This is a genomic window from Streptomyces sp. CoH27 (assembly GCF_020181035.1).
GTDB lineage: Bacteria > Actinomycetota > Actinomycetes > Streptomycetales > Streptomycetaceae > Streptomyces > Streptomyces camelliae.
Window position 1 is genome coordinate 95,823 of the sequence record NZ_JAIQYY010000001.1, and the last position, 25,850, is coordinate 121,672.

25 protein-coding genes and 2 pseudogenes are annotated in these 25,850 nt (G+C 74.0%); 17 read left to right on the forward strand and 10 right to left on the reverse strand.

The features are described 5' to 3' along the window. Window positions 1–1,666: GAF domain-containing protein (locus LE548_RS00420; RefSeq protein WP_225094550.1), on the reverse strand; the 1,666-nt coding region annotated here is incomplete at its 3' end. Between the two features lie 245 nt (window positions 1,667–1,911). Between LE548_RS00420 and ppdK the strand changes: the two genes are divergently transcribed. Continuing rightward, window positions 1,912–4,599, forward strand: coding sequence for a pyruvate, phosphate dikinase (ppdK, locus tag LE548_RS00425; RefSeq protein WP_225094551.1), 2,688 nt, complete (start codon window positions 1,912–1,914; stop codon window positions 4,597–4,599). 12 nt (window positions 4,600–4,611) lie between these two features. Further along, entirely contained in the window at window positions 4,612–5,061 is a 450-nt protein-coding gene (locus LE548_RS00430; protein ID WP_225094552.1) for a pyridoxamine 5'-phosphate oxidase family protein, read from the forward strand. A gap of 81 nt (window positions 5,062–5,142) precedes the next feature. Here the strand turns inward: LE548_RS00430 and LE548_RS00435 are convergent, their stop codons facing one another. After that, window positions 5,143–6,210, reverse strand: a complete 1,068-nt coding sequence (locus LE548_RS00435; RefSeq protein WP_225094553.1) for a zinc-dependent alcohol dehydrogenase family protein — start codon at window positions 6,208–6,210, stop codon at window positions 5,143–5,145. Between the two features lie 256 nt (window positions 6,211–6,466). Here LE548_RS00435 and LE548_RS00440 point away from each other — a divergent pair, with 256 nt between their 5' ends. The 4 genes from LE548_RS00440 to LE548_RS00450 all read left to right on the forward strand — a co-directional run bounded on the left by LE548_RS00440 (window position 6,467) and on the right by LE548_RS00450 (window position 8,409). Continuing rightward, on the forward strand, window positions 6,467–6,634 hold the full coding sequence (locus LE548_RS00440; protein WP_225094554.1) for a hypothetical protein: 168 nt from the start codon (window positions 6,467–6,469) through the stop codon (window positions 6,632–6,634). Next, window positions 6,631–6,759 (forward strand): hypothetical protein, encoded by a 129-nt coding sequence (locus tag LE548_RS45285; protein ID WP_263635550.1) that lies wholly within the window; start codon window positions 6,631–6,633, stop codon window positions 6,757–6,759. Before LE548_RS00440 ends, LE548_RS45285 begins: the two co-directional genes overlap by 4 nt. Before the next feature lie 91 nt (window positions 6,760–6,850). Continuing rightward, complete coding sequence (locus tag LE548_RS00445) at window positions 6,851–7,165, forward strand: hypothetical protein (RefSeq protein ID WP_225094555.1); 315 nt, start codon at window positions 6,851–6,853, stop codon at window positions 7,163–7,165. An 80-nt stretch (window positions 7,166–7,245) separates the two neighbouring features. Next, window positions 7,246–8,409 (forward strand): site-2 protease family protein, encoded by a 1,164-nt coding sequence (locus LE548_RS00450; RefSeq protein ID WP_225094556.1) that lies wholly within the window; start codon window positions 7,246–7,248, stop codon window positions 8,407–8,409. 101 nt (window positions 8,410–8,510) lie between these two features. On the opposite strand, the gene LE548_RS00455 is transcribed toward LE548_RS00450, so the two are convergent. Both LE548_RS00455 and LE548_RS00460 read right to left on the reverse strand, forming a co-directional pair. Then, window positions 8,511–9,413 carry a universal stress protein gene (locus LE548_RS00455; RefSeq protein ID WP_225094557.1) on the reverse strand — a complete coding sequence of 301 codons (903 nt, stop codon included), beginning with the start codon at window positions 9,411–9,413 and terminating at the stop codon, window positions 8,511–8,513. A gap of 41 nt (window positions 9,414–9,454) precedes the next feature. Continuing rightward, window positions 9,455–10,360, reverse strand: a complete 906-nt coding sequence (locus LE548_RS00460; RefSeq protein WP_225094558.1) for a universal stress protein — start codon at window positions 10,358–10,360, stop codon at window positions 9,455–9,457. A 370-nt stretch (window positions 10,361–10,730) separates the two neighbouring features. Between LE548_RS00460 and LE548_RS00465 the strand changes: the two genes are divergently transcribed. Then, window positions 10,731–11,405, forward strand: coding sequence for a CBS domain-containing protein (locus tag LE548_RS00465; RefSeq protein WP_225094949.1), 675 nt, complete (start codon window positions 10,731–10,733; stop codon window positions 11,403–11,405). A gap of 79 nt (window positions 11,406–11,484) precedes the next feature. Further along, window positions 11,485–12,162 (forward strand): response regulator transcription factor, encoded by a 678-nt coding sequence (locus LE548_RS00470; RefSeq protein ID WP_225094559.1) that lies wholly within the window; start codon window positions 11,485–11,487, stop codon window positions 12,160–12,162. Between the two features lie 22 nt (window positions 12,163–12,184). On the opposite strand, the gene LE548_RS00475 is transcribed toward LE548_RS00470, so the two are convergent. Together LE548_RS00475 and LE548_RS00480 are read right to left on the reverse strand one after the other, a co-directional pair. After that, entirely contained in the window at window positions 12,185–12,358 is a 174-nt protein-coding gene (locus tag LE548_RS00475; RefSeq protein ID WP_225094560.1) for a hypothetical protein, read from the reverse strand. A gap of 111 nt (window positions 12,359–12,469) precedes the next feature. Next, window positions 12,470–12,874, reverse strand: coding sequence for an Hsp20/alpha crystallin family protein (locus tag LE548_RS00480; RefSeq protein ID WP_225094561.1), 405 nt, complete (start codon window positions 12,872–12,874; stop codon window positions 12,470–12,472). 172 nt (window positions 12,875–13,046) lie between these two features. Between LE548_RS00480 and LE548_RS00485 the strand changes: the two genes are divergently transcribed. The 4 genes and pseudogenes from LE548_RS00485 to LE548_RS00500 all read left to right on the forward strand — a co-directional run bounded on the left by LE548_RS00485 (window position 13,047) and on the right by LE548_RS00500 (window position 17,057). Beyond that, window positions 13,047–14,420, forward strand: a complete 1,374-nt coding sequence (locus LE548_RS00485; protein WP_225094562.1) for a nicotinate phosphoribosyltransferase — start codon at window positions 13,047–13,049, stop codon at window positions 14,418–14,420. Between the two features lie 348 nt (window positions 14,421–14,768). Beyond that, window positions 14,769–15,512: a universal stress protein gene (locus tag LE548_RS00490; protein WP_308029600.1), complete on the forward strand. Its 744-nt coding sequence runs from the start codon at window positions 14,769–14,771 to the stop codon at window positions 15,510–15,512. Between the two features lie 29 nt (window positions 15,513–15,541). Beyond that, window positions 15,542–16,539: pseudogene (locus LE548_RS00495) on the forward strand (nitroreductase). 59 nt (window positions 16,540–16,598) lie between these two features. Further along, the gene (locus tag LE548_RS00500) at window positions 16,599–17,057 is read left to right on the forward strand and encodes a cyclic nucleotide-binding/CBS domain-containing protein (RefSeq protein WP_225094563.1); all 459 of its coding nucleotides are present in this window, start codon (window positions 16,599–16,601) and stop codon (window positions 17,055–17,057) included. A gap of 4 nt (window positions 17,058–17,061) precedes the next feature. Here the strand turns inward: LE548_RS00500 and LE548_RS00505 are convergent, their stop codons facing one another. Then, complete coding sequence (locus LE548_RS00505; protein WP_225094564.1) at window positions 17,062–17,505, reverse strand: universal stress protein; 444 nt, start codon at window positions 17,503–17,505, stop codon at window positions 17,062–17,064. 440 nt (window positions 17,506–17,945) lie between these two features. On the opposite strand from LE548_RS00505, the gene LE548_RS00510 reads away from it, so the two are divergent. Next, window positions 17,946–18,155 (forward strand): hypothetical protein, encoded by a 210-nt coding sequence (locus LE548_RS00510; RefSeq protein ID WP_225094565.1) that lies wholly within the window; start codon window positions 17,946–17,948, stop codon window positions 18,153–18,155. 42 nt (window positions 18,156–18,197) lie between these two features. Here the strand turns inward: LE548_RS00510 and LE548_RS00515 are convergent, their stop codons facing one another. Continuing rightward, window positions 18,198–19,061 carry a universal stress protein gene (locus LE548_RS00515; RefSeq protein WP_225094566.1) on the reverse strand — a complete coding sequence of 288 codons (864 nt, stop codon included), beginning with the start codon at window positions 19,059–19,061 and terminating at the stop codon, window positions 18,198–18,200. A 168-nt stretch (window positions 19,062–19,229) separates the two neighbouring features. On the opposite strand from LE548_RS00515, the gene acsA reads away from it, so the two are divergent. Then, window positions 19,230–21,062, forward strand: coding sequence for an acetate--CoA ligase (acsA, locus tag LE548_RS00520; RefSeq protein WP_225094567.1), 1,833 nt, complete (start codon window positions 19,230–19,232; stop codon window positions 21,060–21,062). A 202-nt stretch (window positions 21,063–21,264) separates the two neighbouring features. Further along, window positions 21,265–21,540 carry an acyl carrier protein gene (locus tag LE548_RS00525; RefSeq protein ID WP_225094568.1) on the forward strand — a complete coding sequence of 92 codons (276 nt, stop codon included), beginning with the start codon at window positions 21,265–21,267 and terminating at the stop codon, window positions 21,538–21,540. A gap of 10 nt (window positions 21,541–21,550) precedes the next feature. On the opposite strand, the pseudogene LE548_RS00530 reads toward LE548_RS00525, so the two are convergent. Then, window positions 21,551–22,434 (reverse strand): annotated as a pseudogene (locus LE548_RS00530) (universal stress protein). 25 nt (window positions 22,435–22,459) lie between these two features. Further along, entirely contained in the window at window positions 22,460–23,488 is a 1,029-nt protein-coding gene (locus LE548_RS00535) for an alcohol dehydrogenase catalytic domain-containing protein (RefSeq protein WP_225094950.1), read from the reverse strand. 246 nt (window positions 23,489–23,734) lie between these two features. On the opposite strand from LE548_RS00535, the gene LE548_RS00540 reads away from it, so the two are divergent. Together LE548_RS00540 and LE548_RS00545 are read left to right on the forward strand one after the other, a co-directional pair. Then, window positions 23,735–24,553 (forward strand): universal stress protein, encoded by an 819-nt coding sequence (locus LE548_RS00540; RefSeq protein ID WP_225094569.1) that lies wholly within the window; start codon window positions 23,735–23,737, stop codon window positions 24,551–24,553. A 356-nt stretch (window positions 24,554–24,909) separates the two neighbouring features. Further along, window positions 24,910–25,842 (forward strand): pyridoxamine 5'-phosphate oxidase family protein, encoded by a 933-nt coding sequence (locus LE548_RS00545; protein ID WP_225094570.1) that lies wholly within the window; start codon window positions 24,910–24,912, stop codon window positions 25,840–25,842. Window positions 25,843–25,850 lie beyond the last annotated feature (8 nt).

A 25,850-nucleotide genomic window follows, 5' to 3' on the forward strand; every position in this document is an offset into this window, starting at 1 on the left:
CACAGGCGACCTCCAGCCGCCCGCCGAGCTGGTCCGCCCGCTCGGCCATGTTGCGCAGCCCGCTGCGCCGGCCGTCGGCCGGGATGCCGACGCCGTTGTCCGAGACCTTCAGGCGGATCTCCCGGCCGTCGGTGGTGAGCGCCACGTCCGCCCGGTGGGCATGCGCGTGCCGGGCGATGTTGGTCAGGGCCTCCGAGAGCACGGCCACGACATGGTCGGCGATCTCACGCGGCACATCGGTGTCGAGCAGGCCTTCCATGCGCACGCTGGGCGCGAAGCCCAGCACCCGCGCGGCCTCGCCGGCCACCTGCACGACCCTGGCCCGCAGCCCGCCGCCCGCGCCGCTCTCACGGGTCCGCAGGCCGAAGATCGCCGACCTGATGATCTTGATGGTCTCGTCCAGGTCGTCCACGGCCCGCAGCACCCGCTCGGACGCCTCCGGGTGGTCGATGAAGCGGCCCGCGCTCTGCAGCGTCATCCCGGTGGCGAACAGCCGCTGGATGGCCAGGTCGTGCAGATCGCGGGCGATCCGGTCACGGTCCTGCAGCACGGCGATCCGCTGGGCGTCATGCCGGCGCTCGGCCAGCTCCATCGCGATCGCGGCCTGCGCGGCGAATCCCCGCAGCGTCTCCGTCTCCTTGGCGGAGTAGACCGGCCCGCCGGTCTCGCGGGCCAGCAGCACCACTCCGCGCACGTCGCGCTCGCCGGTTCCGATGGGGATGGCCACGGCGGGACCGAGCCCCGCGAAGCGCGGGGGTTCCGCGGAGATCCGCTCGTCGTGGAAGACGTCGTCACTGATGACCGGGGCGGCGGTGGAGAACGCCAGCCCCATCAGCGTCCGGTCCAGGGGCAGTACGAGACCCCGGTGGGCCTCCCCGTCCATACCGACCGCAATCTCCACGCCGAGCGCCTCGCTGCCCTCCACGGGCATCGCGACCGCGGCGAGGGCGGAGCCGGAGATCTCCCTCGCGCGTTCCGCGATGAGGTCCAGCGCCTCGGCGCGATCGCTGCCGGACATCAGGCTGTGCGTGATCTCGGCGTTCGCCCTCAGCCAGCGCTCGCGCAGCCGGGAGTCCTCGTACAGCCGGGCGTTGTCGATGGCGACGCCGGCGGCGACGGCCAGCGTGGACAGGACCGCCTCGTCCTCCTCGTCGAAGGCGAGTCCGCCGCGCTTCTCGGTCAGGTACAGATTGCCGAAGACCTGGTCGCGGACCCGGATCGGGACGCCCAGGAAACTGTTCATCGGCGGGTGATGGGCCGGGAAGCCGTACGAGGCGGAGTGCTGGGAGAGCTTTTCCAGGCGCAGGGGCTCGGGGTGGCGGATCAGCTCGCCGAGGATGCCGTGGCCCTCGGGCAGCGCGCCGATCTCGGCGATCTGCCCCTCGGTGACGCCGACAGTGTGGAAGCCCGACAGCGTCGTGCCGTCGGGGCCGATGACACCGAGGGCCGCGTACTCGGCGTCCACCAGGGTCGCGGCGGCTTCGACGATGGAGCGCAGGGCGTGTTCCAGGTCCAGTTCCCGGCCGACGGCGAGGACCGCGCCGAGCAGGCTGTGCACGCGGTCCCGGGTGCCGCGCACGGCGTCGATCCGCGCCTGCAGCTCCCCCAGCAGCTCGTCGAGCTTCAGCTGGGGCAGCAGTTCGCGGAGCTCGTCGGGAGTTCCCACCGTGTGCCTCCCGGTCCCTCGGCTCGCGGACCCGGCATCCGGGGTCGGCTCCACCGTAGCCCGCCCGGGCGGGCAACGGTATTCGGACCGGTGCAACCGGCCGCTCTGCCGGGTCCGCCCGGCACGGTCCGCTCCGGCCGGGGCCGATCGGCCCGGTCAGGGGGACCGTGGGCACCTCCCCGGCCGTACGGTCCCGGCCGACGCTGGAGTCGTACGCGAGACCGCGCTGCCGAGGAGTGCCCGCCATGGTCCGTTATGTGTACGACTTCCGGGACGGGGGCCGTGACCTGGCCGGTCTGCTCGGCGGCAAGGGCGCCAATCTGGCCGAGATGACCCGGCTTGGTCTGCCGGTGCCGCCGGGGTTCATCGTCACCACCGAGGCCTGCCGCGCCTTCCTGGCCACCGGTGCGGAGCCGGACGGCATGGCGGCGGAGGTGTCCCGGCATCTGTCGGCGCTGGAGGAGACGACCGGGCGGCTGCTGGGGCAGCCCGACGATCCGCTGCTGGTCTCCGTACGCTCCGGCGCTCGCTACTCCATGCCCGGCATGATGGAGACGGTCCTCGACATCGGCCTGAACGACGACTCCGTGCTCGGCCTCGCGAAGGTGTCCGGAAGCGAGCGTTTCGCCTGGGACTCCTACCGCCGGCTGGTGCAGATGTTCGGCAGCACCGTGATGGGCGTCGACCCTGCTCTGTTCGGCGAGGCCATGGTTCTGCTGAAGGGGGCCCGGGAGGCGCCCGACGACGTCCATCTGGACGCGTCCGACCTCGCCTGGCTGGTGGAGACGTACAAGAGGCTGATCCGCGACGAGACCGGCCAGGACTTCCCGCAGGACCCCGCCGGGCAGTTGCGGCAGGCGGTCCTCGCCGTGTTCCGGTCCTGGAACGCCGGGCGGGCCCGCGTGTACCGGCGGCGCGAGCACATCCCGGACGACCTGGGCACCGCGGTCACCGTGCAGCGCATGGTGTTCGGCAACCTCGGCCCCGACTCCGGCAGCGGCGTCGCCTTCACCCGCGACCCGGCCACCGGACAGCCCGGCCTGTACGGCGACTACCTGCCGAACGCCCAGGGCGAGGACGTCGTCGCCGGCATCCGTGACACCGTGCCCCTCTCCGCGCTGGAGCGGCTGGACCCGCGCTCCTACCGGCAGCTGCGGGACCACGCGCAGACGCTGGAGCGGCACTACCGCGACCTGTGCGACATCGAGTTCACCATCGAGCGCGGCACGCTGTGGATGCTGCAGACCCGGATCGGCAAACGCACCGCCGAAGCCGCCTTCGCCATCGCCGCGGAACTGGCCGGCGAGGGGCTCATCACCCCCGACGAGGCGCTGGGCCGGGTGCACGGGGAACAGCTCGGCCGGCTGATGTTCCCCCGCTTCGACACCGGCCGGGCCGGCCCGGCGCTCGCCCACGGCGTGCCCGCCTCGCCCGGCGCGGCGTCCGGTGCGGCCGTCTTCGACTCCGCCGAGGCGGTACGGCGGGCCGCCGCCGGCGAGCGGGTCGTGCTCGTACGCGAGGAGACGACCCCCGACGACCTGCCCGGCATGGTCGCGGCCCGGGCGGTGCTGACCAGCAGGGGCGGCAAGACCAGCCACGCGGCCGTCGTCGCCCGGGGCATGGGCCGGGTCTGTGTGTGCGGTGCGCAGGACATCGCCGTCGACACGGGCGCGCGGCGGTTCACCGCCCGCGACGGCACGGTCGTCGAGGAGGGCACCTTCATCTCGGTGGACGGCTCCACGGGTGCCGTGTACGCGGGAGCGGTGCCGCTCGTCGCCTCCGCCACGATGCGGTATCTGGAGTCCGGCGAACAGACCGGCAGCGTGGTCGCGGCGGTCGCCCGCGCCCTGGAACACGCCGACGTGGTACGCCGTCTGGAGGTCCGGGCCAACGCCGACACGCCCGAGGACGCCGCGCGGGCCCGGCGGTTCGGGGCTCAGGGCATCGGGCTGTGCCGCACCGAGCACATGTTCCTCGGCGAGCGGCGCAAGCTGGTCGAGGAGATGATCCTCGCCCGTGGCGACGCGGGCCGTGCCAAGGCGCTGGCGGCTCTTCTCCCGCTCCAGCGACAGGACTTCGCGGGCATCCTGCGGGCGATGGACGGGCTGCCCGTCACCATCCGCCTGCTCGATCCGCCGTTGCACGAGTTCCTGCCCGACCGCACCGAACTCGCCGTCCGTGTCGCCGTCGCGGAGGCCGCGGGTGGACAACCCGAGCCGCACGACGTGGAGTTGCTCGACGCCGTGAACCGCATGCACGAGCAGAACCCGATGCTCGGCCTGCGCGGCGTCCGGCTCGGGCTCGTGGTGCCGGGGCTCGTGGCGATGCAGGTGCGGGCGGTGGCCGAGGCGGTGGCCGAGCGGGTGCGGGCCGGCGGCTCGCCCCGGGCGGAGATCATGGTCCCGCTGGTCGGTTCGGTCGAGGAACTGCGGCTCGCCCGCGAGGAGGTGGCGCGGGTGCTGGCCGAGGTCGGCGAGGAGACCGGCGTGGCGGTGCACTGCCCCGTCGGCACGATGATCGAACTGCCCCGGGCCGCGCTCACGGCGGGCCGGATCGCCCAGGAGGCGGAGTTCTTCTCCTTCGGCACCAACGACCTGACCCAGACCACCTGGGGTTTCTCCCGCGACGACGTCGAGGCCGCGTTCTTCTCCGCCTACCTGGACAAGGGCGTGTTCGCCTCCTCGCCGTTCGAGACGCTCGACCGCGAGGGTGTGGGCCGACTGGTCCGGATCGCCGTCGAGGAGGGACGTGCGGCCCGGCCCGGTCTGCAGACCGGCGTCTGCGGCGAGCACGGCGGCGACCCGGAGTCGATCCGCTTCTTCCACACCGCCGGACTGGACTACGTCTCCTGCTCTCCGTTCCGGGTCCCGGTGGCCCGTCTGGAGGCCGGACGGGCCGCTCTCGGCGGGACCGACACGGGTGACAGCAGGTGAGCGGAGCCAGCCATGATCCAGGACCACGAGCCGATCCGCCGCCGTGTGGAGCTCGACCGGGCCGAGGCGCTGCGACTGCTCGCCAGCGTGCCCCTGGGCCGGATCGTCTTCACCCGGCAGGCCCTGCCCACCGTCCGCCCGGTCAACCACATCCTGGACGACGGCGACATCGTCATCCGCATCCACGAGGGGGCGGCGCTCACCTCGCACGCCTGGCAGGACCCCGGCACCGGCGTGGTGGTCGCCTACGAGGCCGACGCCATCGACCCCGTCACGCACCTCGGCTGGAGCGTGGTGGTCACGGGGTACGCCAGCCTCGTCACCGACCCGCGCGAACTGGCCCGTATCCGCTCCCTGTTGCCCCCGTGGGCGCCGCAGCAGGGCATGGACCAGGCGGTACGCATCCATCCCGAACTGGTCGCGGGTGTGCTGCTCACCAGCCCGGTCGAAGAACACCGCTGAGGCGGTGCGCGTACCGGGCTGCGCACCGCCTCGGCGACTCCGGCTCGCTGTCCTGTCCGGGGACCCCGCTTGCCTTCCCGTTCAGGCCGTGGGAACGGCCACGTCGTGCCGCTCGCCGCCGAGCGCCACCTTGAGCGCGCCGGTCTCGGCGGCCTTGGCGAAGACGTCGTAGGCCTCCTCCATCTGCTCCACCGGGAAGGTGTGGGTGACCAGGTGCCCGGTGGGCAGCCGGCCGGCGGCGGCCAGCCGCAGCAGGGTCGGGGTGGAGTCGGTGTCCACCAGGCCCGTCGTGATGGTCACGTCCTTGCTCCACAGCTCTTCGAGGTGCAGCGTGGCCGGTCTGCCGTGCACGCCGATGTTGGCCACGTGCCCGCCCGGGCGGACCATGCGGGTGCACAGCTCGAAGCTCTCCGGGACACCGACCGCCTCCATGACCACGTCCGCGCCGAGTCCGTCGGTCAGGTCGGCGACCAGCTGGCCGGGGGCCTCCCGGGCGTCCGCGACCGCGTCGGCGCCGAGCCGGTGGGCCGCCTCCAGCCGGGCCGGGGCCAGGTCCACGGCGATGATCCGCTCGGGGGACAACAGCCGGGCCGTGGCGATCGCGGCGAGTCCGATCGGCCCGGCGCCGACCACGGCCACGGTGTCTCCGGGCCGCACTTGCCCGTTGCGGACACCCACCTCGTAGGAGGTCGGGAAGATGTCCGCGAACAGGACGGCGTCCTCACTGCGGACGGTGGCGGGCAGCGGATGGACGGACAGGTCGGCGTGCGGGACGCGCACGTACTCGGCCTGGGTGCCGTCGATCAGACGGCCGAGGATCCAGCCCCCGCCGCCCCGGCACTGGCCGTAGCGCCGCTCCCGGCAGAAGCGGCACCGGCCGCAGGAGGTGATGCAGGACATCAGCACCCGGTCCCCGGGCCGCACGCCGCGTACGTCGCTGCCGACCTCGACGATCTCTCCGACCGCCTCGTGGCCGAGGACCGTACCGGCGCTCACCTCGGGCACGTCGCCCTTGAGGATGTGCAGATCCGTCCCGCAGATCGTCACGACGCCGACCTGCACGATCGCGTCGGTCGGCTCCTTGATGCCGGGGTCCGGGACGTCCTGCCAGGACGCCTGTCCGGCACCTTGGAAGACGAAGCCCTTCATGGCGTTCCTCACCCTCTTCGGCCGGTCGTCGCGGGATCGGCGTGTCCGGCGCGGGGCCGGACACCACCCCGCACGCTCAGCTTCGCCAGCGCGCGAACCGTTCCGCTTGGGCCGTACGGCCCTCACCTCGGACCGGGCAGTGCCGCAGGAGCCCCACCCCCGGCCCTCACCGGCGGCGCGGGTACCCCCGGACGGACCGACGACCAGGGCCGGACGGCCCTGTCGTCCGCCCCTGCCTGCCCGGTTCGATCTCCCCATGGTCTTGAACCACCCGCCGGTCGTGACCGACGAGCACCGCATTCCTCGGTCGGCCGGATCCCGCCCCGCTCCCGGCGGAGCGACAGTCGTACCCCTGCTCGGCGCGATCGACGTGCTCACGGCGGTGTCGACGGCGGCGCCACCCGACGAGGAGGTGTTCCGATGAACGCCAGGAATCCGCTGGGGCGTTGGCGCGACAATCCGCTGCGCCGGCGCGAGGACGTGGCCGAGGCGTGGATCGTCGTGGCCCTCTGGGTGGTCGTGCTGGTCGGCGGCGGGTCGGCGGGCTGACGGCGGCCCGTGCCGCCGAGTACGTGTTCGCGCAGCAGCGCGCGCTCCGGCACGCCGTCCGTGCCGTACTCCTGGCCGACGCGGCGGCGCCGTGTCCGCTCCGTCGGCGGACGGCCAGGTCCGGGCGGTGGTGCGCTGGGCGGCACCGGACGGCACCTGGCACACCGGACAGACACTGGTCTTCGCGCGGGCGCGGCTCGACCGGCGGCGCATGGCCCGCCGGGACCGCATGTGGGATGTGGCGGAGCCCCGCTGGGGCCACCGGCGCGGCTGGCCCGGTCGAGCGCCCGCCCAGTACGCCCCGCCCCGCCCCGCCCCGCCGGCCGCGCCGGCCGCGCCGGGACCGACCGTCCCCGACGAGAGCCGACCGGCCCCTGCGGCGGGGACGCCGGGCGCCGCACGCTGAAGGTACCCCGGACGTGCTGCGCGGCAGGAGCGCGGAAGCGGTGGCCCATGCGGTGCGCGGCGGAAGGCGAGGCGAGGTTCATGGACGAGACACTGCCCCTCGGCCGGATCGCCGGGGTCCGCATCGGCCTCCACTGGAGCGTCCTGGTCATCTTCGCCCTCATCACCGTCGCGCTGGCACGCGGGCGTCTCCCCGCCGCCCACCCCGGTCACTCCCCCGTGGCGTACTGGGCGCTCGCCGTCCTGACCGCAGTCGTCTTCCTCGCCTCCCTGCTCGCGCACGAACTGGCGCACGCCGTGGTCGCCCGGCGCAACGGCGTGCAGGTGGAAGGCATCACGCTGTGGATGCTGGGCGGCGCCGCCCGGCTGCGCGGCGAGGCACCGTCTCCGGCCGCCGAGCTGCGGATCGCTGCGGTGGGTCCCCTGACGAGCCTGCTGGCCGGTGCCGTACTCGCGGGCGCCGCGGTGGGGCTGCGCGCGGTGCACGCGTCGGGGCTGGTGGTCGAGGCGGCCGTCTGGCTGGCCGCGATCAATGTGCTGCTGGCCGTCTTCAACGCGCTGCCCGCCGCTCCGCTGGACGGCGGGCGGCTGCTGCGGGCCTATCTGTGGCACCGCACCGGCGACCGGCTGCGGGCCACCCGGGGCGCCACGGCGGCGGGCCGGTTGCTCGGCTGGTTCATGGTGCTGACCGGGTTCGCGGACGTCCTGTTCGCGGGAGACATCACCGGTCTGTGGCCGGCGCTGATCGGCTGGTTCCTCATCGCCGCGGCCACCGCCGAGGCCCGTCAGGCACAGCTGCGGGGCGTCCTGGACGGTGTTCCGGTCAGCCGGGTCATGACTCCGGATCCGGTCACCGTCCCCGCGACGGCGGCTCTCTCCGACTTCCTGGCCGAGGGTCCCTTCGGTCCCTACCGGCACTCGGCGTTCCCGGTCCTGGCGGCGGACGGGTCGGTCGCCGGCCTGGTCACGGTGCGGCGCGTGGACCGGACCCCACCGCAGGAGCGTGCGCACACGACCGTCGGCGACGTGATGCGCCCGCTCACCGAGGTCCTGACAGCGGCTCCGGACGAGCCCGTGCTCGACCTGCTTCCCCGTCTCCAGGAGAGCCCGGTCCGGCGTGCCCTGGTCGTGGACGGCGGCAGGCTCGTGGGCATCCTCACCGTCGCCGACGTCACCCGCGCCCTGGCCTGGCCGGCCGGTACGGCGCACCCCGGCCCCGAAGGACCGCACCGGCCCCTTCCGTAGCCCTCCGCGCAGCAGCGACTCGGCCGTGCGGGCCCGGCGCGTGCCGGTGCCGGCTCAGGGGTGCCCGCCGGGGTGCCCGCCGGACTCGGTTCGCCGGTCCGTCAGGAAGGCTCGGGTACGACGGCCACGGGGCACGCCGCGTGGTGCAGTACGCCGTGGGCGACGCGGCCGAGCTGGAGTCCGTAGTGACCGTGCCGGCGCCGGGATCCGACGACGAGCAGGTCGGCCTCGTGGGACGCGGCAAGCAGCGCGTCGCGGGCGTGGCCCTCGACGGTGCGGCGGTGCACTTCGAGGTCGGCCGGTGCGTCCCGCAGAGCATCCTCCACCGCCTCGGCGGCCTGCAGCTCGTGGAGGTGCGCCGGCGTGCCGACGAGCCGGGGGTGCCCCTGGACGAAGTCCGTGGGCGGATGGCCCGTGGTCGCGTGCCCGGGGCGGCGCCAGGCCCGTACGGCTTCCAGCGGCACTCCGCGCAGCAGTGCCTCCTCGGCCGCGAACCGTACGGCGGCCGCGCCCTCGGGTTTCCCGGCGACGCCGAGGACGACACGGCCCCGGGTTCCGGACCGGGCCTGGTTGTCATGGCTGCCGCGCAGCACCACGACCGGGCAGTGCGCGTGCCCGGCGACCGTGACACCGACGGAGCCGAGGAGGGCCTCGGCGATCCCGCTGCGGCCCCGGCAGCCCAGCACGACGGCGCGGGCGGTGCGGCTCTCCCGCACGAGCCCGTACTCCGGCTCGTCGGGCAGTACGTCCGTGCTGACCTGGACCTCGGGCCGGCGGCGCGCGGCCCGTTGCCGGGCGGTGCCGACGACGTCCGGTGCCGTCACCTCCTCCGCCGGTCTGCCGAGTTCCTGCGCGATCAGGGCGCCTTCGTAGCGGTCCCAGAGCGAGGCGTACACCAGCCGCAGCGGTGCCCCGCGCAGGGCGGCCTCGTCCGCCGCCCAGTCCACGGCACGCAGGCTCGGTTCCGAGCCGTCCACGCCCACGACGATCGGAAGATCCGCCATGCTTCTCTCTCCTCGGTTGCTCTCCTCGTCCTCGCCGCATCTCAGCTGTGGGCGACGACCGCGACGGGCGCGACGACGTGGTGCAGTACGGCGTGGGTGACGTGACCGATGTGGGCGCCGAACGGGTTGGTCCGGATGCGCCGGCCGACCACGGTCAGGGAGGCGTCGCGCGAGGCGGTGACGAGGACCTGCGCGGCGCTTCCGCAGCGGCTCGCCTCGATCACGTCGACGCCGGGGAACTTCTGCCGCCATGGGCGCACCGCCTCGCTCAGGGCGGCCGCCTGCTCACGCGCGAGGGTGCCGTAGAGTTCCGCGTCGCCGTAGAAGCGGTAGAAGGCGGTGGGCGGCTCCGGCCAGCCGTGCGCGATCCTCAGGGATGCCCCACGGCGTGCGGCGGCGTCGAAGGCGAACTCCATCAGCGTCTCGTCCACGTCGTCGGTGTCGAGGCCGACGACGACGGGCCGGAAGGGGGTCGCGGCCGACGGGATGCCCGCGGGGTCCGTCCGGTGTTCGTCGGCGGCCTGCTCCCCTGCGCGCACCAGTACCACCGGACGGGCGGCGTGGGCGATGACGGACAGGCTGACCGAGCCGACCATGAACCCGCCGATCCCGCCGAAGCCGCGCGAGCCCAGCACCAGCATCTCCGCCGCGTCCGCCGCCTCGGCCAGGGCCTGGGAGGGTTCGCCGGTGACGCGGTCGACGATCACCTCGACACCCGGGTGGCGCAGCCGAAGCCCTTCCGCGGCCTCGGCCGGAATGCTTGCCGCCCAGTCCTGACCGGTCTCGGTGCCGAGCAGCGGTGCCTGGGCCACGGGCACGGGCGCGGGCTCGAAGGCGTGCAGGAGCTTCACCGGCAGTCCGCGCAGACGGGCTTCCCGGGCCGCCCATGCGGCGGCTGCCCGGCTCTCGGCCGAGTCGTCGAGGCCCACGGTGATGGGTCGGGTCATGGCCGGCACCTCCCGGGACGAGCAATCCGATACCAGCGTGGTGACGCCGGGGCCGCACGGTCAGGGGCCGCAGGTCCCTGCGCGGGGCCGAACGGCCCCGGTGTCCGGGTTCCCCCGACGGCGCCCGGCACGAGGCGGAACGGCCCTGTCGGCGGAGCCGACGGAGCGTGCAGTGTGGACGTGACGGGTGAGACGTCCTCAGGCCGCTACTGCCCCGCACGCCCGCCGCGGTGCTCGGCGCGCTCGTCGTGTGCGCCGCGGCCCGCATGCCGGCCGAGCCGGTGCGAGGGGCCAGGTGGCCCTGGCCAGGCGTCCCGCACCGGCACAGGCTGGTAGGGGCAGGACCCACGCAGACCCGATGGAGCTCACCATGCACGGCACCTCGCACATCGTCAGCGATGTCATGACCCAGACGGTCGCCGCCATCGGCCGGCGGGCGCCGTTCAAGGAGATCGTGCAGCTGATGCAGGACTGGCAGGTCAGCGCCCTCCCGGTGATCGAGGGCGAGGGCCGGGTGGTCGGTGTCGTCTCCGAGGCCGACCTGCTGCCCAAGGAGGAGCTGCGGGACGCCCCGGACGCGGCCTACCTCCAGCTGCGTCAGCCGGTCGACGTGGCGAAGGCCGAGGGGATGACCGCGGGCGACCTGATGTCCTCCCCCGCCCTCACCGTCCGGGCGAGCGCCACCGTCGCCGAGGCCGCACGGCTCATGGCGCGGGGCGGCGTCAAACGGCTGCCCGTCGTCGACGAGACCGGGCTGCTCCAGGGCATCGTCAGCCGCGCCGACCTGCTCAAGGTCTTCCTGCGCGACGACGAGGACATCGCCGGGGAGGTCCGGCGCGAGATCGTGTCGTACCTCTTCCCGCTGTCCGCCTCAACCGTCCAGGTGGAGGTGGCGGACGGCATCGTCACTCTGACGGGCCACATCCGCGACAGCGCGCTGATCCCGGTGGCCGCACGCCTGGTACGGGCCGTCGAAGGGGTGGTGGACGTGCGGTTCGACCTCGCGCACGGCGCCGGGCAGGCGAGTGGGGCCGGACGGCCCTAGTGCGTACGGCCGCGAAAGGTCATGATCGGCCTCACGAACGGCCCGTAGTCTGTCCGTCACCGGGGAACGAGAGGTCGTCATGACCGAGCCACGCACCTTCACCGAGCGGGACCCGATCCGGGTGTTCCTGCTGGACGACCACGAAGTCGTCCGGCGCGGACTGGCCGATCTCCTCGACGCCGAACCGGACATCCAGGTGGTCGGCGACGCGGACACCGCCGAGCACGCGCTCACCCGTGGCCCCGCGCTGCGCCCGCACGTCGCCGTACTGGACGTCCGGCTCCCCGACGGCGACGGCATCACGGTTTGCCGGGAACTGCGCGACCGGATGCCGGAGCTCGCGTGTCTGATGCTGACGTCCTTCGACGACGAGGAGGCGCTGCTGGACGCGATCATGGCCGGAGCGTCCGGCTATGTGCTGAAGCAGATCAAGGGCTCCGACCTCGTCTCGGCGGTCCGCACCGTGGCCTCGGGACAGTCGATGCTGGACCCCGCGACCACGGCGCGCCTCATGCACTCTCTGCGCGATCCGGCCGTGGCTCCCGCGCTGCCGCCGGAGCTGGCCGGCCTGTCGCCCCGGGAGCGGGACATCCTGACCCTTATCGGCGACGGTCTGACCAACCGGGAGATCGGCAAGAAGCTGTACCTGTCGGAGAAGACCGTCAAGAACCACATCTCGCGGATGCTGTCCAAGCTCGGTGTCCAGCGCCGGGTCCAGGCGGCGGTCCTCGCGTCCCACCTGGAGCCACGGGACTAGGGCGTTCTCGGGGGAGCGGCTTCTACAGGGCGCGCAAGAAGTCCAGCAGCGCGTACGTGACGGCCTCGGGCCGGTCCTGCCGGGTCCAGTGGCCGCAGCCCGGCACGTCGACGACTTCGCGTCGCTGCGCCGGCGCTGGGCTCCCCGGTTTGAGGGGGACCTCGCGGCCGTGGAACCGGCCCTGGGAGGCGAGCACGAGGAGGCGGTACGGCGTCGCTGGGGCCGCTTCGCGCGGCGTGACCGCGGCGCGAAGCGCGCAGACGTCGGCGGGCCCGCTCGGGCCCGCCGCGGACGCAAGGCGTCCTCGTCAGCTGCCGTGCTGGATCTCGACGTGCCGGGCCTCCGCCTTCTCGACGCCCAGCCCCACGCTGACGGTCAGCATGCCGTTGGTGTAGTCGGCCTTGACGTCGTCCTCGTCGGCGCCGGGCGGCAGCGTCACGCTGCGGCTCATCTCGCCGTACCGGATCTCGCTGTGGCTCTTGTCCACCTCCCGCTCGGTGCGCTCGGCCTGGACCGTCAGCACCCCGTCGCCGATCACGACGTCGATGTCCTCGGGGGCCATGCCGGGAAGCTCGGCGCGCAGCACGTAGCGCCCCTCCTCCAGGTAGTCCTCGATACGGACCGCGGGCATCGTGAGCCTGCTGGGAATCGTCTCGAACCAGTCCGGGATCTCCGGGAACGGGAACCTCTGCCTGCGTGTCAGTGTGGCCATCGCCGTACCTCCTCGGTTGTCGTCGTCCGCCGGCGCCTCCAGTGCAGCGCGCCCCGGCGCTGTCGCACTGAGGCCGAACAGCCCCTGCCGGGGTCCCCTATGTCCTTTTTACCCATACCTGGCACGATCAGACTGGTGCCGGGAGAAGCGACCACATGCGGCGGCGATCACCATGTCCGACGTCACCACCACCGATCTCTACGAAGTGACCATGGCCCTGTCCTACCTGCGCGAGGACATGCACGCACCGGCCACCTTCAGTCTCTTCGTCCGCGACCTCCCGCCCGGCCGCGGCTTCCTGGTCGCCGCCGGTCTGGAATCCGCCCTGGACTTCCTGGCCGGCTACCGCGTCGAGCGCGAGGACGTCGAGGAGTTCGCGGCCGCCCTGCGTCGCCCGGTGCACGACCTGCTGCCGCTTCGCGGCCTCTGTTTCGAGGGCGAGGTCCGGGCCGTACCGGAAGGCCGTGTGGTGTGCGCCGGAGAGCCGCTGCTGGAGCTGACCGCGCCGCTGCCCCAGGCCCAGCTCGTCGAGACGTACCTGCTGAACCAGCTCTGCCACCAGACGTCGGTGGCGACCAAGGCGGCACGCTGCGTGCTGGCCGCGGCCGGACGGCAGGTCGTGGACTTCTCGCTGCGCCGCACCCACGGTCCGTGGGCGGGGTTCCAGGCCGCCCGGCTGGGTGCCCTGGTGGGGTTCGCCGGCACGAGCAATGTCGTCGCGGCCACCGCCCTCGGCATCCCGGCCTCGGGCACCATGGCGCACTCCTACATCGAGGCCTTCCCGAACGAGGAGGCCGCCTTCCGTGCCTTCGCGCTGAGCCACCCCGGCCCGGTCACCTTCCTCGTCGACACCTACGACACCGAGGAGGGGGTGCGCACCGCTGCCCGGGTGCTGACCGGCCTGCGGCGCGGTCCCGGCTGTGCCATCCGTCTGGACAGCGGTGATCTCGAAGCGCTGGCACGCCGGGCCCGCGCGCTGCTGGACACCGCCGGCCTGGACGACGTACGGATCGTGGCCAGCGGCGGACTCGACGAGTACGCCGTGGACCGGCTGGTGCGCGCCGGCGCGCCGATCGACGTGTACGCGGTGGGCACACGGGTGGGCGTGGCCGCGGACGCCCCGTACCTGGACGCCGCGTACAAGCTGGTCGAGTACGCCGGCCGTCCCGTCATGAAGCTGTCCTCGGCGAAGGTCACGGCCCCGGGCCGCAAACAGGTCTTCCGCCGGCCCGGACGACCCGACGTCATCGCCCTGGCGGACGAGGAACCGCCGGACGCGGCACGGCCCCTGCTGCGCACGGTGATGCGCGGCGGGCGCCGGACGGGCCCGCCCGACCGGCTGCGGGACGCCCGAGAGCGATTCCGCGAGGACGTCGCCGCGCTGCCCGAGACAGCTCGCCGGATCGAGAGTCCGGAGCCGGTCGCGCCGGTCCGGTCCCGGGCCCTTGAGCACCTGACGGCCATGGTGCGCTCCGGCATCGACGCCCGGCCGCGCCGGCCCGCGGCCGCGCCACCCTCCTCCACGCTCTCGGCTCGTACACCGTGACCCGTCCCGGTGCGCCGCCAGGGCCTACGGGGCCGCCCTGGGGACCAATGGCCCCTGGCAGGCCGGCCCCGGCAGAACCTTCGATGGAACCGGCGGCGGTGCTCGTCCGCGCCACCGCAGGGAGGAGGCGAGGGCGATGGCCGCTCCCGCACCACTGAATGACACGGACCGGGCCGCCGGACCCGCGGTGACCGGCGAGGTGATGTCCGGAGGCGGCCATGTCCCGGCCCGGTGACCGCCGGCCGGTCGTGGTGGGCGTCGATCCGGATCCGGCCCGGCACACGGCGCTGGCCTGGGCTGCCGACGAGGCCGCCCGCCGCCGGCTCCCGTTGCGTCCATGTCGAGGGCGTGCCGACCAGGGGGTACCGGGGGCGGGAGGTCCCGCCGTCCTGGGAGGAGTGGAACGAGGCGCTGCACAAAGCGGGCCGACGCGTGCTGGAGGCGGCGGCGGACTTCGTCGCCGCCAGGCACCCGCAGCCGGAGGTCGATGCCCTGCTCGCGGAGGGCGACCCGGTGTGGGTGCTGCGTGAGCAGAGCCGCGACGCCACCGCCGTCGTGCTGGGATCGCGGCATCTGGACCGGACGCAGGAACTGTTCGGCTCCGTGTCCGTCGCCCTGCCGCTCATGGCCCACACGCACTGCCCCCTGGTGGTCGTGCCCGAGCCGGAACACATCGTCCAGGATCCCGCGTACTTCGTGGTCGGCGTCGACGGCAGCCCGCACTCGGCCGCCGCGGTCGACGTGGCGTTCGAGGAGGCGGCCTTGCACGGCGCCGAGCTGCGGGCTCTGCTCGTCCGGGAGTCCGGGCCGCTGAGGATCTTCGACGAGCACGGGCCGCAGCAGGAGGCCCGGGGGCTGCTGTCCGAGATCGTGGCGGGCCGCCGCGACCGCTTCCCCGAAGTGGACCTGCGTCACGAACTGGTCGTCGGACATCCCGTGCAGGTGCTCACCGACGCCTCGGCCCACGCGCTCGGCCTGGTCGTGGGGACCCGGGGGCGCGGAGGCTTCACCGGCATGCTGCTGGGGTCGGTCAGCCGGGGTGTGCTGCACCACGCCCGCTGCCCGGTCATCGCCGTCCCGTCCTCCGGGTGAGCCGCCGGACCGTCACGAAGGCGGTCACCATGACCACACAACCGCTGGACGTGAACACCGTCACGGCGCTCGTGGCGGACGCCGGCGCCGCACCCTCGCTGCACGACGCACAGCCCTGGGCGTTCCGTCACCTACGGGATCTCGGTGTGCTGCGCCTGTACGCCGACCCGGAGCGCACCCTGCCGCGGGCTCGCGGCCCGGACAACCGGGGTCTGCACCGCACCTGGGCTGCGGGGCCGCGCTGTTCGACCTGCGCGTGGCCGCCGCCGCGGCGGGGCCGGCGCCGGTCGTCCGGCTGCTGCCCGACGCGGCCTGTCCGGAGTTCCTCGCCGAGCTGCATCTGTGCGGCGCCGGAGCGCCCGACGCGGCGTCGGCCCCGCTGCGGCCCGCGGTCCGCCGCCGGCACTCCAGCCGCCGGCCCCACCGCGACGAGGCGGTCCCCGCCCTCGTGCGCGAGGGGCGGTGCGAGGCGGCCCGCGCCGAGGGCGCGCAGCTGCTGTTCCCCGGTGCCTGGCATGTGCGGTCGGTCCTGGAACTGGTGCGGGACGCCGAGGGCAGGGAAGGGGCCGACCCGGGCCTGCGCGAGGAGACGGCGCGGTGGACGCGTACGGAACCGTCCGGCGCCGCCGCAGCGTCCGACGGCATCCCCGCCGAGGCGTTCGGACCGCGCCGGCGCGGCACCTCGGTCCCCGTGCGTGACTTCGCCGTCGGCCGCAAGGTCCCCGGGCGCGGCTGGGCGCCCTTCGAGAAGAACCCCGACATCGCTCTGCTGGGTACGACCCGCGACGGACCGGCGGACTGGCTGCGGGCGGGTCAGGCAGTGGAGCGTGTCTGGCTGCGGGCCTCGATGGACGGACTGGTCGTCTCGGTCACCTCCCAGCCTTTGGAGTGGCCGGAGATCCGGTGGGCCGTCCCCGACCCCGTCTCCGCAATGGCGCACGTCCAGATGGTGATCCGGCTCGGCTACGGCCCCGAAGGGCCCGCGAGCCCGCGACGGCCGGTGGCCGATCTGCTCGATGTCCTCTGACGCGGGCTCGCGGCCCGGACCCACAGGCGCCGGCCGACCTCACAGGTAGGAGGAGCCGTATGAACGTCTCCGAGTTGATGACCGCTCCGCCGGTGTGCGTGACACCGGACGTCTCCCTGGCCGAGGCGACCCGGTGCATGACCGAGTACGCCGTCGGCTCCGTCCTCGTGACCGAGGACGGAGTACTGCGCGGCATCGTCACCGACCGCGACCTCGCCCTGCGCGGCCTCGGCGGCGGCCTGCAGCCGACGGCACGGGTGGACACGGTGATGTCGGCGAAGGCGGTCACGGTCGAGGCCGACGACGACCTCCAGGCGGCCTACCGGGCGTTCCGCCGCTCGGGCGTCCGCCGGCTGCCGGTCCTCGACGCGGGCCGGGTGGTGGGCGTGCTGACCATCGACGACCTGCTCCTCGACGTCTTCCGACGGCTGGCCGACCTGCTGGGCCCGGTCTCCTGGAGCGTCCTGCAGGAGCCGCCGGGGCCGCCCGCGCAGCCCCGGTCCCGGTACGGGCCCTGAAACGTCACGCCGGCGCGGGGCGCACGATCACGACCGGGCAGCTCGCGTGCTGCGACACGTTCTGGCTGACCGAGCCGAGCAGGGCCCGGGCGAATCCGCCCCTCCCCCGGCTGCCGACGACGATCACCTCGGCTCCCTCGGCGGCCCGCAGCAGGACATCGGTGGGGTTGCCGTGCACCACATGGGTGCGGACCGAGCCGGCCACGTCCGTGCCGAGCACGTCGGTCAGTTCCTTCCGCATCGCCTGCCGGGCCTCGTTCTCGTCGACGTCCATGTCCACGGCGGGCGCCGACCAGCCGTACAGGCCCGGCAGCTCCCACACCGCGACGGCGTCCACGGTGCCGTCGACGAGGGCGGCGTAGCGCACGGCCCAGCGCAGGGCCTCGTACGAGGACGGCGACCCGTCGACGCCGACCACCACCCGGCGCTCGGAGACATCCCTGTCCATGCGTGCCACCTCTCGTTCCGTCTGCGCGCACCCGGCCGGTCCGCTCCCCTTCTCCACGCTGCGGGACGCACCACCCCACCGCCAGAGATGAGCATCCGGCGGCATGACGACGCCGGCCGCTCATCGACAGCCGTACCGCGCCACCCAGCCGGGCTCCACGCGTTCCCCCTCGCGGGTCCAGGGCGGCATGGCGACGGCACCGCGGGCCTCCTGCCATATGGTCGCCGTGGTCCCTCGGCCGTCAGGACGACGTGCGTCGGCGCTCCGGTCCACCGGCCGTTCCAGGGGGCGTTGGACCTCTCCGCCCCTGCAGCCGTCGGTTCCGCGCGCCCTCGCACCATGCCGTGCCGGGGAGCGATGCTGGGGTGTGTCGTCGGCCTGCCCGACCACGGCCGTCGGGCAGCGACCGTCGGATGTCCGGACGTACGGAGGGAGGGACGATGAACGAACGCGTGCAGGCCGGGCCTGGAGCCGAGAGCGCCGGCTGCGGTGCCCTGTTGCCGTCGACGGGGCGGGCACGGCGACGGACCGCGTCGGTGGCCGGCTCGGTCCGCTCACGCGCCGTCGGCGCCGGCGGCGATCGCATGCTGCTGCCCGACGGCCGATGGCGGCGCGTCGAGACCATCCGCGTGCCCCGTCTGTTCGGCTGAGAAGCTGAGAACGGGGAGAGCCGGCGGTCGGCCTCGAAGCGGTCAGTGCCGCTGCGGCACGACGGCGACCGGGCACAGGGCGTGGTGCAGCAGCATGTGACTCACCCGGCCGAGCTGAAGCCCGAGGAGCCCCGTCCTGCGCCGGACCCCGATGATCACGAGATCCGCGGCCGCCGACCCGTCGACGAGCACCTTTCCGGCCGGTCCCTCAAGGGTCGTCCGGCGCGTCCGGACGTGGGGATGCTCGGCGGTCGCGTCTTCGAGCAGGGTGTCGAGCAGTTCGGCGGCACGCTCCTCGTGGGCGTCGCCGGCCGCGGTCCGGGCGCCGCCGTCGTAGGCGGGCCGGCGCCAGGCACGCACCACGTCCAGGACGCAGCCGCGCGCCTCGGCCTCCCGGAAGGCGAACCGCACCGCCTCCACGCCGGTGTCGGCCTCGCCCAGACCAAGCAGGATCCGCTCGTGCGTCCCTGCCAGGCCCGCCCGGTCGCCCCGCACCACGACCACCGGGCAGGGTGCGCGGGCCGCGACGGCCAGACCGACCGATCCGAGCAGCAGCCCCTTGAGCCGGCCGCGGCCCCGGGATCCCGTGACCACGGCGAAGGCATGGTCTCCTTCGCGTACGAGGGCGTCCGCCGCGTCCTGCGGGAGGATGCCGGTGGTGACCTTCACGTCGGCGTTGCGCCGCGCGGCGCGGTCGGCGGCGGTGGCGACGATGTGCTCCGCGATCATCTGCTCGGAGGGGCGCTCGTGGCCCGCGGAGGGCAGGCCGCCCTCGTAACGCTCCCAGAGGGAGCCGTACACCAGCCGGAGCGGAAGACCGTGGCGGACGGCCTCGTCCACGGCCCAGTCGATCGCCTCCAGACAGGAGTCCGAGCCGTCGACGCCCACCACCAGAGGGAGAGTCATGTGGTGCACCGCCTTTCATGGGCCGCCACACGGGGTGACCTTCACCGTCGCACCCCGGGGCGGGAGCCGCGAGGGCGTTTCGGCCCGCGTCGCAGGTCCTTCGGCCCCGTGCGGGCACGACGGGGCGGGAGGATGGTCGTAGCAGGCCCGCGGGAAGGAGAGGCCGGCATGCGGTGGGACACCATCCGGAAGGACGCCCCGCTTCGGGTCGCCCCGAATCTGCGTGACTACGACGAGGCGTGCGCGGACTTCTCGTGGTCGCGGGCGCGGGCCGGGCTGGACGGGCTGCCCGGCGGGCGGGGGCTGAACATCGCGCACGAGGCCGTGGACCGGCACGCGGCAACGGACCGCGCGACGGCGGTCGCGCTGCGCTGCGTCGGCCGGGACGGCTCCGTCACCCGGGTGACCTACGGGGAACTGGCCCGTTCGACGGCGCGGTTCGCGCATGTGCTCCGTGGCCTCGGGATCGGTCATGGCGACCGGGTGGCGACGCTCCTGGGGCGGTGCCCCGAGCTGTACACCGTGGTCCTCGGCACCCTGAAGAACACCAGCGTGCTGTGCCCGCTGTCCTCCGCCTTCGGCCCGGATCCGGTCTTCCAGCGGATCACGCTGAGCGACGCGCAGGTGCTGGTCACCACGGCGGACCTGTACCGCGCCAAGGTCGCCGGGCTGCGCGGCAGACTCGCCGGGCTGCGCCATGTGCTGATCGTCGGTGAGGGCGCGGGGCGGCTGCCCGGCACCGTGTCCTTCTCCGCGCTGATGGCCGACGCGCCCGACACCTGCACCATCGCGCCGACCTCGCCGCACGACATGGCCCTGCTGCACTTCACGAGTGGGACGACGGGCATCCCCAAAGGCGCGGTGCATGTGCACGAGGCGGCCGTGGCCCACTACACGACCGCGCTCTACGCGCTCGACCTCCACCAGGACGACGTGTTCTGGTGCACCGCGGACCCGGGCTGGGACACGGGCATGTCGTACGGGATCATCGCTCCGCTCCTGCACGGCGTGACGGTCGTGGTGGACGAGGGCGACTACGACGCCCGCCGCTGGTACCGGATCCTCGCCGAGCAGCGGGTGAGTGTCTGGTACACGGCGCCGACGGCCCTGCGCATGCTCATGCGGACGACGCCGCGGAGCGGGCCGTACGGCCTTCCCCGCTCGTTCGACCTGAGCGCCCTGCGGTTCATCGCGACGGTCGGCGAGCCGCTCGGCCCCGAGGCCGTGGTGTGGGGACGGGACGTGCTCGGGCTGCCGGTGCACGACAACTGGTGGCAGACCGAGACCGGCGCCATCATGATCGCCAACTTCGCCGCCTGCGAGATCCGTCCCGGCTCGATGGGACGTCCGGTGCCCGGTGTGCGGGCGGCGGTGCTGCGGCGCGGCGACGACGGCCGGGCCGGGGTGACCGACGGACACGTCACCGTACTGGAGGAGCCCGGCGTGGAGGGTGAGCTGGCGCTGCGCACCGTCTGGCCGTCCATGTTCCGCGGCTATCTGCACGACGAGCCACGCACCGCGGCGGCCTTCGCGGACGGCTGGTACCTCACCGGTGACCTGGTGCGGCGCGACGCGGACGGCTGGTACTGGTTCGTCGGACGTGCCGACGACGTGTTCAAGTCGGCGGGGCACCTCGTCGGGCCGTTCGAGGTCGAGAGCGCGCTGACGGAGCATCCGGCGGTGGCCGAGGCAGCGGTCATCGGCCGGCCCGATCCCGTGGCCGGGAACATCGTCAAGGCGTTCGTCACGCTGCGGCCGGGCTTCGACGCGGACGGCACCACCCGGCGGGACCTGCTGGTCTTCGCCCGGCGCCGGCTGGGCCCGGCCGTCGCGCCCCGCGAGATCGCCTTCGACCAGCATCTGCCGCACACCCGCAGCGGCAAGGTCATGCGCCGTCTGCTGCGGGCACGTGAACTCGGCCTGCCCGAGGGCGACACCTCCACCCTGGAGGACTCCACCCCGGCACCCGCCGCCACGAAGCGGACGGAGCAGCCCGCATGAGCCCCGCCCACGCCCCGCCGGCCGGCCGAACCGCCGGGCCTCGCTGTGCACCTGCGCGACGCCGCCCGCCGCTGCTACGACGGCAACGCGCTCGTCGCCGGCGGGCTCCCGCTCGTGACCACGCCACGGGCCGTACCGGGGGAGCGCGCTGCCTCACCGCCGTCGGCCGACTGCCGCGGAAGCCGGAGGAGCTCTGAGCCGCATGACGTACTTGGACGACGCACAGGCCCTGTCCGTGGTCAAGGAGTCGATCACGCGGATCGCCCCCGACGCCGACTTCGCCTCGGTGGGACCGGACGACCGGCTCCGTGACGTGTTCGACCTGGATTCCCTCGACTTTCTCAGCCTGGTGGAGGTGCTGTCCGAGCGCACCGGAATCCGTATCGACGAGGCGGACTTTCCGGACCTGGCCACGCTGGCCGGTGCCACGCGCTTCCTGGTCGACAGGTCGAGGACCGGGGCCGGCCGCAGGCCGTGAGCACCCTCGGTCAGGCCCGCCCCGTCCCCCGGACGACGGCGACGGGACAGTCCGCGTGGTGCAGCAAGGCCTGGCTGACCGAGCCGAGCAGCAGCCCGGTGAAGCCGCCCCGGCCGCGGGCACCGGTCACCACCAGCTGGGCCTCGCCACCGGCCGCGATCAGGGCCGGGCGGACCCGGGCGCGCACCAGACGCCGCTCCACCCGGACCCCGGGCCGGCGCAGTTGCCACGAGGCCAGGGTCGCGTCGAGCAACCGCTGGCCCTCCGCGCGGATCCGGTCGATGTCAACCACCAGGTCCAGCGGATTGTCCGGGCCGGCAGCGGCCGGCTCGCTCCAGGTGTTCCACACGTGCAGCGCCACCAGGTCCGCGCCGCGCAGCGACGCCTCGGTGAAGGCGAACTCGACGGCCGCCGCGTCGGCCGGTGAACCGTCGACCGCGAGCAGCACGGGCCCGCTGGGATCCGCCCGGCCGCGTACCACCAGCACCGGGCAGCGGCCGTAGGCGGCCAGGTGTACGGCGGTCGATCCCAGCAGCAGCCCGCCGAACCCGCCGAGGCCGCGCTGCCGACCACGAGGAGCGAGGCGGTGCGCGACTCGATCTCCAGCACCGTGAGCGGCTCGCCGAGGGCGACCTCCCGGGTGATCTCCACGTACGGTCCGGCTTCGCGTGCCCGCCGCTCGGCCGTGGCCAGCGTGCCGTCCACGAGCTCGCGTACTCCCGCCATGGCCGGATTCCACGGCACTCCCCCGGACGGCAACGGCAGGGAGGGCCGCCCGAAGGCGTGCACCAGCCGCAGCCCCACGCCCCGCAGCACGGCCTCGTGCGCGGCGACGGCCACCGCGGCCAGGCTGGACGGGGAGCCGTCCACGCCCACGACGACCGGGGTGCCCATGGCACACCTCGCGCTTCCGGCGGGTTCACTCGCGGTGCAGCACGATCTTGAGGGAACCGGTGGCGGTGCCGTGCGCGAAGACCTCGTAGGCGTCCTCCATGCGCTCCAGCCCGAAGGTGTGGGTGACCAGCCCGCAGACGGGCAGGCGGCCGGACCTCATCAGCTCCAGCAGCCGCGGTGTGGAGGATGTGTCCACCTGGCCCATGCTGATCGTCACGTTCTTGCGCCACAGGGACTCAAGGTGCAGCGTCGCCGGTCTGCCGTGCGTGCCGATGTTGGCGATGTGTCCCCCCGTGCGGACGGCGCGCGTGCACAGCACGAAGCCGTCCGGATCGCCCGACGTCTCGACGACCACGTCGGCGCCCGGTCCCTCGGCCAGGTCGGCGATCATCCGGCCCGGTGACTCGGCGGCGTCGGCACCGATCCGCAGGGCGGTCTCCAGCCGGGCGTCGGCCAGGTCCACGACGATGACGCGGCGGGGCGAGTAAAGTCGCGCGACGACCGCGGTGGCGAGGCCGACGGGACCCGCGCCCACCACGACGACGGTGTCTCCCGGGCACACATGCCCGTTGCGGACCCCGACCTCGTAGGCGGTCGGGAGGAGTTCGGCAAGCAGGACCGCGTCGTCGAGCGGAAGGCAGCACGGGCGCCGGGTGGTGGAGTGATCGGCGAACGGGACCCGCACCAGCTCGGCGTGGGTCCCGTTGATGAGATTCCCCAGGATCCATCCGCCGCCCCCGCGGCACTGCCCGTACCGGGCGTCCCGGCACTCGCCGCAGTCGCCGCAGGACGAGACGGCGGAGACGATCACCTGGTCGCCGGGGCGCAGGTGATGGACTTCGCCGCCGACCTCCACGACCTCGCCGACGGCCTCGTGGCCAAGGACCGTCCCCGGCTTCACCTCGGGGAGGTCGCCCCGCCGGATGTGCAGGTCGGTGCCGCAGACGGTGGTGGCGTCGATGCGTACGATCGCGTCGCCGGGCTCCTCGATCACAGGGTCCGGGGCGGTGTCCCAGGAGGCCTGTGACGGGCCGTGATAGACGAGCGCTCGCACGGTACTCACTCCCTCGCTCCCCCACACCTCCACGGTCACCCCCGCCGTACGTCCGGGCAACACGGCCGCCCGTCCGCTGCCGCCCCGCTGTCCGGCGGTTGCGTGGCGGCGGCCCCCGTCCCGTACCAAGCTGGACATGCCGGCGAACAGTCCGGCCGAGTGGCCGGGCCGCACGTCTCCCGCGGACGGGGGGTGCCGTGCGTGTCCTCCTGCGCGGGGAAGCCGGCACGAGAGGAGACAGGGGCGGTGGCGATTCCCCTGGTGGTGGGCGTCGACGGGTCCGAGGGAAGCCTTGAGGCGGTCGACTGGGCCGCCGCCGAGGCGGCCCGGCACGGCGTCCCGCTCCGGCTGCTGCACGCGGCGGCCGGTGAGCGTGCGGCGTCCGCGGTGCTCAGCGACGCCTCGGCACGCGCCAGGAAAGCGGCTCCCTCGGTCCCCTTGTCCGGCGAGGTCGCGCACGCGGACGCGGCTTCCGCCCTGGTCGGCATCGGACGCAACGCCTTCGCGCTGGTCCTGGGGTCCAGGGGGTTCGGCGGCCTCGACGGCATGCTCCTGGGCTCGGTGAGCCTCGCCGTGGCGGCACGCGCGGACTGCCCGGTCGTCGTGGTGCGGGGCACCGAGGAGCACCGGGAGGCCCGGTTCGGGAGCGTCGTCGTGGGCGTCAAGGACGGGGAGGGCAGCGGCACGGCCGTGGAGTTCGCGTTCCGCGAGGCCCGGGTGCGGCGCTGCGGGCTCGTGGCGGTGCACGCCTGGAGCGCGCCATCCGGTGCGTGTACGACACCGCGGGCACCGTCGTGGTTCCTGGACGCCCACCGCCGACCGCCGGCCCAGGTGCTCGACGACGCTTTGTGCGACCCCGTGACTCGGTACGACGACGCCGCGGTGAGCCGCCGCCTGATCGAGGAACCGGCGCGTCCCGCGCTGCTGGAAGCCGCCGCCATGGCGGATCTGCTGGTCGTGGGCGCCCGGCGGCGACTCGGGCATCCGGGTCTGCAGCTGGGTCTCGTCAACCACGCGCTGCTTCATCACGCGCCGTGTCCAGTCGCGGTCGTGCCCCAGAGGTGACGCCCGCCGGTGTGGGGCCGGACGTCGCTCCCGCCGGGCCCTTCGGCCCTGTGGCGGAGAACCGCTGCCGGTTGATGGTGAGAGGACCAGGACAGGACACCGGCCCGGAGGCAGGGCAAGGGCGATGTGCCGGAGACCGTCTGCGAACGGGTGGCGGATCGTGCCGTGCGGGACCTCGCCCGTCAGCTGCTGCACACGGCCGAACGCGACCTCGACGGCATGACGGCATGACGGCTCACGGGCAGGGCGCCCGCAGGGCACCGGACGGCCCGTCCGAACCCGGAGAAGCGCCGTGCGGCGGCGGGTTCCGCGTGGCAGGTTGGATACAGCATCACTCTGAGGAGAGGGCGGCGATCATGCGAGCTCACCTCGGCGACCAGCTCGTCATCGAAGGTCCGACGACCGGCGCGGCCCGGCGCGACGGCGAGATCGTCGGACTCCACCACGAGGACGGAACGCCTCCCTACGACGTGCGCTGGTCGGACACGGACGAAGTCACGCTCGTGTTCCCCGGACCCGATGCCCACGTCCGCCACCTTGAACACCTTGAACCGCTGGAACAGGGGCAGCCGGTGTCCCGGCCTGAGGCACGGCCGGCGGGCGCGGGCCGGGCGGAGAGGGCACCCACGGCGGCCCGGGCGGCCGACCCGGGCGACATCGGCCGACGCGTGGGCGTGGAACGCCGTAGAAGGGGGCTCAGCCGGGAGGAGGCGGCCGCTCGCGCCCGGATGTCGCCCGACTACCTGGCATATCTGGAGGAACGGCCCGCCGACCCGACCCTGGGAACCCTCATCAGGCTGGCCGACGCCCTGGGCACCACGGTCGCCGCGCTGCGTGGCGGAGGCCTGGATCTCCCGCCGGGGCGGGGCCACGCGCTGCTGCACCCCCGATTGCGGGATCTCAGCGTGGAGGAGTGCCGCACTCTGCTGTCCACGCACGGCGTGGGGCGCGTCGCGGTGACGGACTCCGCCGGCCGTCCGGCCGTCGTGCCGGTCAACTACGAGGTCGTCGACGACACCATCGCCTTCCGGACCACGCCCGATTCGGTGACGGCCGCGGCCGCGGAACGGGAGGTCGCTTTCGAGGTCGACCACGTGGACGAGGCGCTGAGCCAGGGCTGGAGCGTGCTCGCCGTGGGCCCCGCGAGCGTGGTGACGGACCCCGAGGCCGTGCGCAGGCTCACCCGGCAGGCCCACACCACGCCGTGGGCGGGCGGCCGGCGCGAGATGTGGGTGTCGATCCGGCCCACGAGCCTCACGGGCCGCCGGATCACTCCGGCCGACCAGTAGCCCGGCCT